Genomic DNA, 12,510 nt, shown 5'->3' with positions numbered 1-12,510 from the left:
GTTCCTCTCATGGCAGTTCGATCAGCGCGCTGGTGCCCTTGCCCGGCTCCGATTCGAGCCGCAGGCTGCCACCGTGCGCCTCCACCAGCTGGCGGGCGAGCGGCAAGCCGAGGCCGTCGCGGCTCTCCACCTTGCCGTCGGCGCTGACCTTCATCCCGTCGAGCGCGCGGGCGAGCGTGCGACTTTCCATTCCGGCTCCCTTGTCCTGCACGAGGATCTGGATCGCATCCCCCTCTCCGGTTTTCCGCCGCGACAGCTGCACGAGAATGCGCCCGCCGCGCGTCGAGGCGGCGATGGCGTTGTCGACGATGTGCCCCAGCGCCCGCGCCAGCCTTCGCCGGTCGGCCACCAGCGGACGCAGCAGGCCCTTGGCCTGAAGGTCGAGCGTCAGGCCCGCCTTCTGCAGCCGACCTGCCCGTTCCTCGACCACCGAGCGCACGAAGGGCATCGGGTCGATTTCCTCGAACTTGAGCGGCAGCAGGCCCGCCTCGCTCTGCGACAGGTCGAGCAGGCTGTCGATGTGGTCGCCCAGTTGCTGCGATGCCTCGATGATCGAGCCGACATAGTCGCGCCCGGAATCGTTGAGGTCGCCGCCGATGCCGAGGTCCAGCATCTCGGCAAAACCGCCGATCGAGGTCAGCGGCGTGCGCAGTTCCTTGCTCATGTTGGCGAGGAAGCGGGTCTTGATCGCATCCGCCTCGATCAGCGCGGCATTGCTTTCGCGCAGCGCCTGCTCGGCCTTCATCGAATCGGTGATGTCGAGCACCGCGAGCAGGCCATTGCCGTCCGGCAGCGGCACGCCCGCATATTCCAGCACACGCCCGTCGGCGAGCCCGATGCGCCCGCCCGTCTGCGCGCGGTCGAGCGTCGCGGCGCGCACGACGTTGCCCACGGTTTCCGCCTCGACCGGGCGCTTGAGGCGCGAGGCGATCTTCTTGAGCAGCGCTTCCACATGCGGATGGGTGTCGAGGAATTCGCTCTCCAGCCCCCAGTCGGCGGCGAAACGGCGGTTCCAGATCTGCATGCGGCCATCGGGCGCGAACACCGCGACCGATTCTGAACAGGCTGTCGAACGTGGCGGTGCGGGTGCGCAGCAGGGTGTCGCGCACGGCGGAAAGGCGCAGCTGTTCGGTGCGATCCTCGACGATCAGCAGCAGCCCGCCATCAGGGACCGGCTGGGCGACGATGCGCAAGTGCGTGCCGTCCGCGAGCGTCCAGCTTTCCTCCTGCGTCGAGCCTGCCGAAAACCAGCCCGCCTTCTCGCGCCGCCATGCCGGGAAGTCGCGCGCCTCAGGCACGCGGCCCGCATCGCGCGCGGCATCGAGCAGGCGCTCGAAGGCGGGCGGATCGACGAGGATACGCCCGTCGAGCTTGAACAGGCGCTGGAACGGCTGGTTGGCGAAAGCGAGCCGCCGCTTGGCGTCGAACTGCGCCACGCCCGCGGAAAGCTGGTCGAGCAGGGCCCGCTGCGCCTCGCGGAAGGCGCGGAAGGAGCGCGACATCTCCTCCAGGTCCTCGATGTCCACCGCGTAGCCCGCGACGCCGTCGTCCCCCAGCGGCAGGTCGCTGACGCGCAGGGCGCGGCGCTGGCCGTCGATGGTAGTCGAGACGATACGCTCGATCGGGATGCCCTTTTCCGCCGCCTTCCGGGCGACTTGTCCCGGGGCGAGGCCATCGACCGATTCGATCAGTTCGATGCCCTTGACGACCACGTCGTCGGCGTTCTTGGCGCCCACGGCGGCGACGTAGGCATGGTTGACCAGTTGCAGTTCGCCATCCGGGCGGCGGAACCACATCGGCATCGGCGCGGCCTCGATCAGCGAGACGAGCGCGTGGAAGTCGCCGCGCGCACGGGCGGCTTCGTCACGCAGGCGGACGAGTTCGGTCTCGCTGTCGGAAAAGTCGAAGACCCATACCAGCGCGGCGCCGCCGGGCGAGACCTGAGGGTCGGAAAGATGCCCGCGCAGGGCGAGGCTGCGGCTGGAGCCATGCGGGGTCACCGCCATGCGGAAAGGCGCAGCGGTCTTCTGGCAGCGGCGAACGGCCTCGGTCAGTTCGGCGAGTTTCTCGGCGGGCAGGCCGCGATCATTTCCATCCAGTTCGGAGAGGAACTGCGGCACTTCGTCCAGCCCCAGCCACTGCGCGAGGCGCGGCGAAGCCTCGATCCGGCCGTCCGTGCGCACCAGCAGCGGCAGCGCCGGTGATTCCTCGACCATGCGGCCGAGGCGGCGGGCGGAGCGCAACTGCGCCTCGGCGCGGTTTTGGCGCGAACGCGCGGACAGCACCGCCCAGGCGGCGGCAATCGTCCAGGCGCCGAGCAGCAGGCCGATCAGGAGAGGCAGGAAACGCGAGAATTCCATCGCGCTAGGCTATGATGCGCGCGGATGGCCCTGACAATGGGGGATGGCGCGAAAGCGGTAGATACGCGGGTTGGCCGACGGATGGACGTTCACGCCCTCTTGTTACGACGCGGTCATAAGCCCCTCCGTTCAGCATGCGTGACATTCACGAAAATTATCGGCGACAGGTTAGGGCGGGTGGGAAAATAGGTTCCCACGGATAGCAGGTCAGGAAGACGCCCCCGCCTTTCCTACCCCTCCGGAGCTATGGCCAATCCGCCGATCGCCACGGACAATATGGAGAAAGCATGGTGCGGCGTCGAAGCCTGCGGCTGCCCAAATGAATAGGCAAAATAACTAGGCAATCGAAATAAGACTATATCATCAAAAGATAATTTTCATTTTGATAGAACAGTTAATAAATCTTCACTGTGTCTCACGGATAAAAATTTCCAATGTTCCCAAAATCATAAGGGAACCCCATGGGTAATGACAAACAACCGCGGCTACAACGGCCTGACACGCCGGCAAAGCCAGTGCCTGGCCCTGGTAAATCAGGGAATGACCTCAAAGGAGATCGCCCGGCAACTCGATCTTTCCCCATCGACGGTGGATAATCACCTGCGAGAAGCCATTGTGCGTATGGGAAAGAACAATCGGCAGGAGGCCGCGCGCGATTTCGCGTCTGCGCACCGCCAGGTGGATCAATCCGAACGTTTGCCGGGAGATCATTTACCCCGCGCGATGTCACTCGTCCGCCTTGATGACATCGGACCGTTCACCGTATTCATATGTAAGAATTGATTAGCCGTTATTTAGCAATTTGCGCCTCGAATGACTGCAGAAATGCAAAAAGGGCGCCTCCTTTAAAGAGACGCCCCTTCTGCATTGACATCAAACGGTGATCAGTAGCGGTAGTGGTCCGGCTTGAACGGACCGGCTTCCGGCACGCCGATGTAGTCGGCCTGCTTCTTCGACAGCTTGGTGAGCTTCACGCCCAGCTTTTCGAGGTGCAGCGCGGCGACCTTCTCGTCGAGGTGCTTGGGAAGAACGTAGACTTCGTTCTTGTAGTCGTCGCTCTTGGTGAACAGTTCGATCTGCGCCAGCGTCTGGTTGGTGAAACTGGCCGACATCACGAAGCTGGGGTGACCGGTGGCGCAGCCCAGGTTCACCAGGCGGCCCTTGGCGAGCACGATGATCTGCTTGCCGTCCGGGAACGTCACGAGGTCGGTGCCCGGCTTGACTTCCTTCCACTCGTAGTTGTCGAGCGCCGAGATCTGGATCTCGCTGTCGAAGTGGCCGATGTTCGAGACGATCGCCTTGTCCTTCATCGCGGCCATGTGCTCGCCGGTGATGACGGCTTCGTTGCCGGTGGCGGTCACGAAGATGTCGGCGCGCGAAACCGCGTCCTCCATGGTGACGACCTCGTAACCCTCCATCGCCGCCTGCAGCGCGCAGATCGGGTCGATCTCGGTGACGAGGACGCGCGCGCCGCCGTTGCGCAAGCTGGCGGCCGAGCCCTTGCCGACGTCGCCGAAACCGGCGACGCAGGCGACCTTGCCGGCCAGCATCACATCGGTGGCGCGGCGGATCGCGTCGACCAGCGATTCACGGCAACCGTAGAGGTTGTCGAACTTCGACTTGGTGACGCTGTCGTTCACGTTGATCGCCGGGAACGGCAGCTTGCCGTCCTTGGCGAGGTGGTAGAGGCGGTGGACGCCGGTGGTGGTCTCTTCCGAGACGCCCTGGATCGCCTTGACCGAAGCGGTCAGATAGCCCGGCTTGGCCTTGAGGAAGGCGTTCAGCGCGCGGACGAACTCGATTTCCTCGGCGTTCGAGGGTTCGAACAGCGTCTCGCCCGCTTCGACGCGTGCGCCCCAGAGGGCGAACATCGTGGCGTCGCCGCCGTCGTCGAGGATCAGGTTGGCGGTGAGGTCGGGATTGCCCTCGCTCGACCAGTCGAAGATCTTGCCGACGTAGTCCCAGTAATCGGCCAGCGATTCACCCTTGATCGCGTAGACCGGGATACCGGCGGCGGCGATGGCGGCGGCGGCGTGGTCCTGCGTCGAGAAGATGTTGCAGGTGGCCCAGCGCACTTCCGCACCGAGAGCCACCAAAGTCTCGATCAGCACGGCGGTCTGGATCGTCATGTGCAGCGAACCGGTGATGCGCGCGCCCTTGAGCGGCTGCGACGCGCCGAATTCCTCGCGCAGCGCCATCAGGCCCGGCATTTCGGTCTCGGCGATGGCGATTTCGGTGCGGCCGAAGTCGGCGAGGCCGATGTCGGTGATGGCGTAGTCGGGGGTGGTGGCCACGTGGGACTCCTGAAGATTGCGTCACGCCGGCGCCGCGCGCGGAAAACCCCCGCGAGCGGCGCCGGTACTGCCGCGTCCCTACCCGCTCCGCATCAGCGAGGCAAATATAAAGATAGCTTTATATGTTCTGTTCAACGCATGGCCAGCGCCATGAGGATGGGCGGCTGGCGCTCCAAGAGCTGCCCCGCGACTTCCACCAGCGTTGCGCGGCCCTGCACCGTGGCGAGTCCCTGCGTGATCGAGCGCAACTGGTGGCACGAGAGCCAGGGATGGCCGCCGCCGTACTCGTTGGCCATGACCACGCTCATGCGGTCGAGCGGCCCGCCCGAGGCGTCGGCGGCATCGCCGAGTTCGGCGCGTAGCTGGGCATTCGCCTCGTTGAGTTCGGACATGTGGCTGCTGGTGAACTTGCCGTAGTCCTCCATGAAGTCGTCCGCCGTGGTGCGGCAGCGCAGGCCGGTCACCATCAGCATGATGTCCATGCGGCGCAGCTTCTGCGCCTCGCTCGGGCGAGCCGTCGGCGGTGTGACGACGGTATGAGGTGCCTCCGGTACTGCCGATTGCGCGAGTGCCGGTGTTGCCGAACCGAGCCCGCACGCGATTGTCACGGCCAGCCACGGCCGCTTGATTCCGATCCTGATCATTGCCCTGTTCCCCGCAGGCAAATTGCCTGACCGAACGGGAATGTCATCGATTGCATACCGCGATCTGAAGAACCACGGTTAACGCATTTTCACGATGAAAATCCCCGCAAAATGGCCGGTTGAACGATCACGAATGACCACATCGGACGCCTTTTGAGAGCATGAGTGAACGTATCCCCGGACGCCGCCGCGACACGCCTTGCTCGGCGCCCGGCTCACGGCGCAGAATCGAAATTCCCGCAGGTGCGGCGTTGCCCATCCGAGCGCTCGGCCTATATCTGCGCGGCAAAGCCGTTTTGCTGTCATGAAAGGACGAATGCCATGGCCATCTCCGTTGGCGACACGCTGCCCGACGTAAAGCTCATCAAGGTCGGCGAAAGCGGCCCCGAGCCGGTGCAGTCCTCCGAATACTTCGCGGGCAAGAAGGTCGCGTTCTTCGCGGTTCCCGGCGCGTTCACTCCGACCTGCTCGGCCAAGCACCTGCCCGGCTTCGTCGACAAGGCGGAAGAGTTCAAGGCCAAGGGCATCGACGAGATCGTCTGCACCTCGGTCAACGACGCCTTCGTGATGGGCGCCTGGGGCAAGGCCGCCGAGGCATCGGACGTGACCCTGCTGGCTGACGGCAACGCCGACTTCGCCAAGGCGGTGGACCTGACCATGGACGGTTCGGGCTTCGGCATGGGCACGCGCAGCCAGCGCTACTCGATGGTCGTCAACGACGGCGTGGTCGAGCAGCTCAACGTCGAGGCGCCCGGCTCGTTCGAGGTCAGCTCGGCGGAGCACATGCTCGGCCAGCTCTGAGCCTGAGGCATATTCGGCAAAAGGGCGCCCTTCCATGCGGAGGGGCGCCCTTTTCGTATCGGCGGGGCGGTGGAATGGCCTCGCACCTTGGCCTTGGCGGGGTGCGCGGGTAGCACTTGTGCGAACAATTCATCTCAGGGGTTAGATCATGGCGCGCTCGGTTATCGTCACCGGTGGTTTCGGGGTTCTGGGGCAGGCAGTGGCGCAGGCCTTCGCTGCGGCGGGAGACAAGGTCGCCCGCGTGGACTTCGCGAAGACCGCGCATGAGCCGCTGGACGGCGCGCTCGACATCGGCGGGGTCGACCTGACCGATGCGGCCTCCACCCAGGCCGCGCTCGACACGGTCGCGGCGGCGCATGGCGGGGTGGACGTGCTGGTCAACGTCGCCGGCGGCTTCACCTGGGAGACGCTGGAGGACGGCTCGATCGATGCCTGGGTGAAGATGCAGGCGATGAACGTGCTCACCGGCGCAACGATCACCAAGCTCGCCCTGCCCGCACTAAAGGCTTCGGCTGCGGGCCGGATCGTCAACATCGGTGCGGGCGCGGCGGGGAAGGCGGCGGCCGGCATGGGTGCCTACACCGCGTCGAAGTCGGGCGTCCACCGGCTGACCGAGGCGCTGTCCGAGGAGCTTTCCGGCACCGCCGTCACCGTCAACGCGATCCTGCCGAGCACCATCGACACCCCGACCAACCGCGCCGACATGCCGGACTCGGACTTTGCGACATGGGTGCAGCCCTCGGCCATCGCGGATGTGATCGTGTTCCTCGCCTCGGCACAGGCGCGGGCGATCAGCGGGGCGCTGATCCCGGTGACGCGCGGCGGATGATGCGCGGCACGTAGACGACGACGCCCTCACCCGCATAGATGCGCTGCCATGCGCGGCTGCGGGCGAGTGCCTCGGCGAGCGGCGCATTGTGGTCCTCGTCGAGCACGAAGGCGGCCGGGTTCCACTTGCGCACGACGTCGACGAGCGGGACGATACCGTTCTCGATCCCGCCGTTGTACTGCCACTCCTCGCGCGCGTAGCGGTAGTAGCGGCCGTCGTAAGCGACCTTCCAGTCCGGGTAGCCGGTGTCGATGATGACGCCGCCGAACGGGAAATCACCATAGACCGTCCCGCGCACCCCGAATTTGCGCAAGTGCTCCACCGCTTTCAGCGGCAGAGTCGGCGCGAAGCGCGTCGGCGCGAGCAGCGGGGTGACCACAGCGACGAGCGCGAGCGGAGCCAGCACCGTCAGCCATTCCGAACGGGCGGGTTTCGCGCCCTCCTTTCCGGCAGCGCGGGCGATCACCGGCACCATCGCCACCGCCCAGAACAGCACGAAGCGATAGGCCGTCAGCGTCATCACCGAAAGGCCGATGACGACGGCGATTTCCGCCAGATCGACGCACCCGCCCCGACGCACGATCAGCCAGAGCGTCAGCAAGGTCACCACCAGCACCGGCAGGGCATTGGGATGGTTGGCGGGTGTCCAGATCGGGAACCACTCGCTCGCGCCGATGGCTATGCTCGCCTGCGCGTTGGCGGCCGAGGTCGCGAGTATCGAGGCGCCGTCGGGCGTGGCGAACATCGCCGCCACCGAAAGCACGCCGAGGGCGCTCAGCCCCCATGGACGAGCGGCGGCGCGGCCGGTTGTCCAGCGATACCATCCGGCCCCGGCGGCAAGGTTCAGCGCCGCCACCGCGACACTCACCGAAGGATGCAGGTTCTGCCACGCAATCAGCACCGGCAGACCCAACGCCACCATCGGCAGCGGCCGCAAGTCCAGCCGCTGCAGCGCGAGCAGCAGCCCGAAGCACAGGCAGGCAAAGCTCTGCGGGCGCACGCTTGCGGTCGGCAGCGCCGCGACGAAGACCAGCGCCAGCGCCAGCATCACGGCCTGCAGACTAGCGCCCTTCCAGCGGCATGCGGCGGCGACGGCCCAGAAGCCGCCGAGCCAGCACAAGGCGTCGAACACGCGCAGCAGGTCCCAGCCGCCGATCCGCCGCACCGTCGCCATGACCGCCTGCCCGGCCCATGCGACGGCGGGCAGCGGCTCTCCGGCATGGAGCGCGGCGAAAGGCTCGGTCGGCACCGGGCCGCCGCGATCGACGATCAGTTCGCCCAGCTTGAGCTGCCAGAAGATATCGACGTCCCACACCGGCCGCAGCAGCAGGACCAGCAACGTCACCGCGGGGACGAGCGCCAGCAGCAGGCGCACGCGCGCCGATCCATGAAATGCCCCGCTATTGTGCTCGATCATCTGCCTGTCCGCCTCCGGCCTGCCCGGACCGGATGGCAGCGGCTCTGGCCTCAGGCGCGGCGGGGTTCAAGCGCTATCTTTCAGGGAAGCAGGTCTTTCCCCCTCCATCGTCATTGCGAGCGTAGCGAAGCAACCCAGGGCGACTCAAGACTGCCCTGGATTGCTTCGCTGCGCTCGCAATGACGAAAGGTGGTGCGGGTGCCCAGTCGGTCGGGCAGGATCACCGCACCGCCCGCCACGCTGCATAGTCGGCGATCAGTTGCGGATATTCCTCCAGCTCCGGAAAGCGGTCGTAGCGACGCTCCACCTTCGTCTCCACCCACCGTAGCTTCTCCGCCACCTGCATCTCGATGTAGGGGGTGAACACTGAACGATCGTCGAGCAGCGTGGCGCGCACGTTGACGAAGCCCATCGACGGATCGACCCGGGTGAAGACCCAGGACTTGCACCAGACGCAGTGATGGTGATGCGCCTCGTCGCCGTGAATGCCGCCGATCTCGGTCTCGCCGGTGACGACCTCGAAGCCCTGCACCGGCACCGAGATCGTGGTGGAGAAGGCGCTGGCGGTCATCCGCTGGCAGCCGGTGCAGTGGCACAGCCCCTCGATCAGCGGAGGCGCCGTCAGGCGAAAGCGCAGGCGCGAGCAGCGACAACCGCCCTCGAGTACCTGCGCATGACCCATGACGCCTCTCCGATATTCAGTAGCCCATCAGGCTGAGCACTTCCTTGCGGGAACGTTCGTCCTCCAGGAAAGTGCCCATCATGCGGCTGGTGATCATGCCGACGCCCGGCGTGCGCACGCCGCGCGCGGTCATGCAGGCGTGGTTCGCCTCGATCACCACGGCGACGCCCTGCGGCCTCAGGTGTTCCCAGATGCACTGCGCGACTTCGGCGGTCAGGCGCTCCTGAATCTGCAGGCGGCGCGCGAAGCCGTGCAGCACGCGCGCCAGCTTGGAGATGCCGACAACGTGGTTGCGCGGCAGGTAGGCGATCGCGGCCTTGCCGATGATCGGCGCCATGTGGTGCTCGCAGTGCGACTGGAAGGGAATGTCCTTCAGCAGCACGACCTCGTCGTAGCCGCCCACTTCCTCGAAGATGCGCGACAGGTGGACCGCCGGATCTTCCTGATAGCCCTGGCAGTATTCCAGCCAGGCGCGCGCGACACGCTTGGGGGTGTCGACCAGGCCCTCGCGCGTCGGATCGTCACCGGCCCACTGGATCAGCGTGCGGATTGCGTCCTGAACGTTGTCGGGCACATCCGGCTTGCGCAAGGGGTCATGGCGCGGGCTATCCTCAGCGGGACTTACCTGGCTGCTCATCCGACTTGCTCCTTCTCAATTTCTTCATCAGGCGCACACGCATCAGGTGTCCCTTGCCCCGGAACAACCCGCGTCGCGCGATGGGCTCGAACATTTCGCCGGGGCGTTCCGGATCGAGCACCCCGCTTTGGCCGAGTGCTCTTTCAGCTTCCGACAAGTTCTTCAAGGGCAAGGGTTCGAGATATTTCTTTCCGGCCTTGGGTCCGTCGCGGTTGAGTGCGTCCACCATCGCCGCCATCGAGCCGTGCCGCTCGATTCCGGCGGCCACTTCACCTTCGGCGATACCGCAATGCTCGGCCAGCAGGCGCAGGCGCAATTCGGTGATCGTGGCGGGATCGACGTGGGCATTGCCGGGCCGGGCAAGGTCGATGAAGACGTCGCACTCGCTGTCGAGGCCCATCGAGCGGTTGTTCATGTTCGCCGACCCGACCCGCAGCACCTCGTCGTCGATGATCGTCAGCTTGGCGTGGACGTAAATCGGCTCGCCCTCGGCGTTGGAGGGGTGAAGATGCGGAAACGTCCTTGGGTGTCCACCGCCTGCAGCGTCTCGACCAGTTCGACGCGGGCAGTATCCATCGCCTGCTGCTCCAGCCAGCCGTCGGCGGTGACCGGGTTGACGATGAAGAACTCGGGCGGATTGTCCTCCGTCAGCCGCTTGCAGATGGCTTCGGCGATCGCGCGCGAGGCGAAGTACTGCGTCTCGGCATACATGAAGCGCTTCACGCGGGCGATCTGCTCGACGAAGAGCTTCTCGATCTCGGCGACCTGCGGGCAGTCGTTGTACTCCGCGCGGGTGCGGGCGATGCCGATCTCGACGTTCTCGAACTCGGCGGTCAGCCCCTCCGGCCACGGCGTCCCCTCGCGCGGGCGACAGGGCGCGAGGTCTTCGCCGCCGGCGACCTTCCAGCGCTCGCGCCCCAGTTCGCCGAGCGTCACGGCGACGTCGCCCTCCAGCATCATCGTGACGTCGTGCCAGGGACCGTAGAGCCGCCCGGTCGGCCGCTTGCGGCGCGGGTCTTGCGGCAGGTGGTCGGGCGTGTCCCAGCGGTCGGAGGTCATGTCGATGCCGCCGCAGGCCGCAACCTTGTCATCGATCACCACGATCTTCTGGTGATGGCTGCAGCCGACCGGATGGGCGGAATCGAACTTGAAGTCGATGCGCGGATGCTTCGCCCAGCGCACCACGTCGAACAGCATCGTACCCCGGAACAGGTACTTGAGCATGGCGACGTTCCACTTGAGCAGCCTGATCTCAAGCTCCGGATTGCGCTTCACCACCCAGAGCATGAACGAGCCGAGGCGCGCGGGAAACTTGCGCTTGCGGCCACGCTGCCACCAGCGCCGCCCGGAGGTCAGCAGGATGCGGGAATCGAAGTCCCACCCGATCATGAAGATGCGCTGCCGCGCGCCTTCCATCGTCTCGCGAATGGCCTCGAAGTAATCGGCCGCGTCCACGACCACGTGCGCGCGCGAAGCCTTGGCATAGCGCCATACCGAAGGCGCTACACCCTCGTCGTTCTGATCTTGCATCGTCCATCCTGCCGGAGCTTCCACCACGGCCGGTTCAAGCACCGAAGGCCGCGAAAGTTCCCCTCGAATGTCAACTTGTGCACACGAAGGAGGCGTTCGCCCGATCCCTCCCGGCATTCGTCGCAGCAACCTTTGCGGGCGCGGGCGGCAAGGACCAGATTTCGCTCCGCCGCTCGCGTCGGAAGTGGTTGCCGCCCGGTTTGCGCCAACGCGAGGATTTGGCCATTCGTGACCGCGTGGTGGTCATCCCAACAACCACTCGTACATCACCCGATGGCGAGAACGGCGGGAATCCGCAGTTTTCCACAAGGGTTGACCGGCTCATCGCGGGAATGGCTCGACTCGCCCCTTGTACACGCAACCGTTCACCCTGCGATGGATTTGCCTGACTATACCTGTCCCTCACCCCGTCTGCCGTGTGCGAAGTTTCGCCACGGCGGGGCCGGCGAAAGTCGGACGGGGTAACCCCAGCCCGGTTTCGCCGGGCCGCATTTCTCGCCCCTTCAGGGGGCTTGTTCCGGGCTCGTCCTCCCACGGGTCCCGCAAACAAGGAGTACGCCATGAAGAAAACCCTCATCACCGCCGCCATCGCTGCGGCCGCCCTCGCTCCTGCTGCCGTGATGGCTCAGGCCGCTGCACCGGCTGCCACTCCCGCCGCGGCGGCGACCGCAACGGCCAACCCGACCACCGGCGCCAAGGTCTTCGACGCCGCAGGCGCTGAAGTCGGCACTGTCGAGGCCGTCCAGGGCGACATCGTCACCGTCTCCACCGGCACCGCCCGCGCCGGTCTCCCCAAGAACGCCTTCGTGACGCGCGACAAGGGCCTCACCATCGGCATGACCAAGGCCGAGCTGGAATCGGCCGTAAACGGCGCCAAGGCCGAGAACACCGCCGCCAAGGATGCCGCGATCGTCGCCGACGCGCCGATCAAGAGCAGCGACGGCGTCGTACTCGGCACCGTCAGCAAAGTCGAAGGTGACAACGTCACCGTGGCCCTCAGCGGCGGTTCGGCCGCGCAGCTCAAGAAGTCCTACCTCGGCCTCGGTGCCGACGGTTCGCTGGCTCTGGGCATGAGCGCTGCCGACTTCGCCAAGGCGACCCAGTCGGCCGCCGGCGGCCAGCCGGGCGCGGACGCCGCCGCGACCGCAGGCGGTGCGGCTGCGGCGACCACGCCCGAAGGCCAGTAAGCCTCTGCCTCATCCTGCCTTGGCAGGGTGACCGGAAAAGTGGCCGAGGGCCGGAAGCGATCGAGGTCGCTTCCGGCCCTCTCTATTTATCCGGGTCAAAAAGGTCTTGCGATTCGCGCACCCGTTGCC

General features: G+C 66.0%; 9 protein-coding genes and 2 pseudogenes. 4 read left to right on the top strand and 7 right to left on the bottom strand.

Annotation, left to right across the window (positions count from 1 at the left end; all coding sequences use genetic code 11):
- Nucleotides 1-7: 7 nt before the first annotated feature.
- Nucleotides 8-2,360 (bottom strand): annotated as a pseudogene (locus KZO24_RS04935) (PAS domain-containing sensor histidine kinase).
- Nucleotides 2,361-2,828: 468 nt separating this feature from the next.
- Between KZO24_RS04935 and KZO24_RS04930 the strand changes: the two are divergent.
- The gene (locus KZO24_RS04930) at nt 2,829-3,143 is read left to right on the top strand and encodes a helix-turn-helix domain-containing protein (protein WP_271181060.1); all 315 of its coding nucleotides are present in this window, start codon (nt 2,829-2,831) and stop codon (nt 3,141-3,143) included.
- A 101-nt stretch (nt 3,144-3,244) separates the two neighbouring features.
- On the opposite strand, the gene ahcY is transcribed toward KZO24_RS04930, so the two are convergent.
- Together ahcY and KZO24_RS04920 are read right to left on the bottom strand one after the other, a co-directional pair.
- The gene (ahcY, locus tag KZO24_RS04925; protein WP_271181061.1) at nt 3,245-4,654 is read right to left on the bottom strand and encodes an adenosylhomocysteinase; all 1,410 of its coding nucleotides are present in this window, start codon (nt 4,652-4,654) and stop codon (nt 3,245-3,247) included.
- A 131-nt stretch (nt 4,655-4,785) separates the two neighbouring features.
- Nucleotides 4,786-5,298, bottom strand: a complete 513-nt coding sequence (locus tag KZO24_RS04920) for an S-adenosyl-L-homocysteine hydrolase (protein ID WP_271181062.1) — start codon at nt 5,296-5,298, stop codon at nt 4,786-4,788.
- A 321-nt stretch (nt 5,299-5,619) separates the two neighbouring features.
- Here KZO24_RS04920 and KZO24_RS04915 point away from each other — a divergent pair, with 321 nt between their 5' ends.
- Both KZO24_RS04915 and KZO24_RS04910 read left to right on the top strand, forming a co-directional pair.
- Complete coding sequence (locus KZO24_RS04915) at nt 5,620-6,099, top strand: peroxiredoxin (protein WP_069707599.1); 480 nt, start codon at nt 5,620-5,622, stop codon at nt 6,097-6,099.
- A 148-nt stretch (nt 6,100-6,247) separates the two neighbouring features.
- A complete protein-coding gene (locus KZO24_RS04910; protein WP_008829671.1) occupies nt 6,248-6,928 on the top strand; it encodes an SDR family NAD(P)-dependent oxidoreductase in 681 nt (226 codons plus the stop codon).
- On the opposite strand, the gene KZO24_RS04905 is transcribed toward KZO24_RS04910, so the two are convergent.
- From KZO24_RS04905 to KZO24_RS04890, 4 genes and pseudogenes are all read right to left on the bottom strand, one after another.
- A complete protein-coding gene (locus tag KZO24_RS04905; RefSeq protein WP_271181063.1) occupies nt 6,891-8,345 on the bottom strand; it encodes a hypothetical protein in 1,455 nt (484 codons plus the stop codon). The genes KZO24_RS04910 and KZO24_RS04905 overlap by 38 nt on opposite strands.
- Nucleotides 8,346-8,565: 220 nt before the next feature.
- Entirely contained in the window at nt 8,566-9,027 is a 462-nt protein-coding gene (locus KZO24_RS04900) for a GFA family protein (RefSeq protein ID WP_036522685.1), read from the bottom strand.
- A 16-nt stretch (nt 9,028-9,043) separates the two neighbouring features.
- Complete coding sequence (gene folE, locus KZO24_RS04895) at nt 9,044-9,664, bottom strand: GTP cyclohydrolase I FolE (protein WP_271181064.1); 621 nt, start codon at nt 9,662-9,664, stop codon at nt 9,044-9,046.
- A pseudogene (locus KZO24_RS04890) lies at nt 9,639-11,194 on the bottom strand (phospholipase D-like domain-containing protein). The gene folE and the pseudogene KZO24_RS04890 overlap by 26 nt, the downstream one beginning before the upstream one ends.
- Before the next feature lie 560 nt (nt 11,195-11,754).
- Here KZO24_RS04890 and KZO24_RS04885 point away from each other — a divergent pair.
- Nucleotides 11,755-12,381: a hypothetical protein gene (locus tag KZO24_RS04885; RefSeq protein ID WP_271181066.1), complete on the top strand. Its 627-nt coding sequence runs from the start codon at nt 11,755-11,757 to the stop codon at nt 12,379-12,381.
- The last annotated feature ends 129 nt before the right edge of the window (nt 12,382-12,510 follow it).

Source organism: Novosphingobium sp. NFX11 (assembly GCF_057376415.1).
Note: the sequence above shows the minus strand (reverse complement) of the source record. Positions and strands in the feature narration are given on the sequence as shown.

What these genes read in the sequence shown, in the direction of transcription:
- KZO24_RS04930 (WP_271181060.1), top strand. Translation starts at nt 2,829, where the DNA reads ATGACAAACAACCGCGGCTACAACGGCCTGACACGCCGGCAAAGCCAG.
- KZO24_RS04920 (WP_271181062.1), bottom strand. Translation starts at nt 5,298, where the DNA reads ATGATCAGGATCGGAATCAAGCGGCCGTGGCTGGCCGTGACAATCGCG.
- KZO24_RS04915 (WP_069707599.1), top strand. Translation starts at nt 5,620, where the DNA reads ATGGCCATCTCCGTTGGCGACACGCTGCCCGACGTAAAGCTCATCAAG.
- KZO24_RS04910 (WP_008829671.1), top strand. Translation starts at nt 6,248, where the DNA reads ATGGCGCGCTCGGTTATCGTCACCGGTGGTTTCGGGGTTCTGGGGCAG.
- KZO24_RS04905 (WP_271181063.1), bottom strand. Translation starts at nt 8,345, where the DNA reads ATGATCGAGCACAATAGCGGGGCATTTCATGGATCGGCGCGCGTGCGC.
- KZO24_RS04900 (WP_036522685.1), bottom strand. Translation starts at nt 9,027, where the DNA reads ATGGGTCATGCGCAGGTACTCGAGGGCGGTTGTCGCTGCTCGCGCCTG.
- folE (WP_271181064.1), bottom strand. Translation starts at nt 9,664, where the DNA reads ATGAGCAGCCAGGTAAGTCCCGCTGAGGATAGCCCGCGCCATGACCCC.
- KZO24_RS04885 (WP_271181066.1), top strand. Translation starts at nt 11,755, where the DNA reads ATGAAGAAAACCCTCATCACCGCCGCCATCGCTGCGGCCGCCCTCGCT.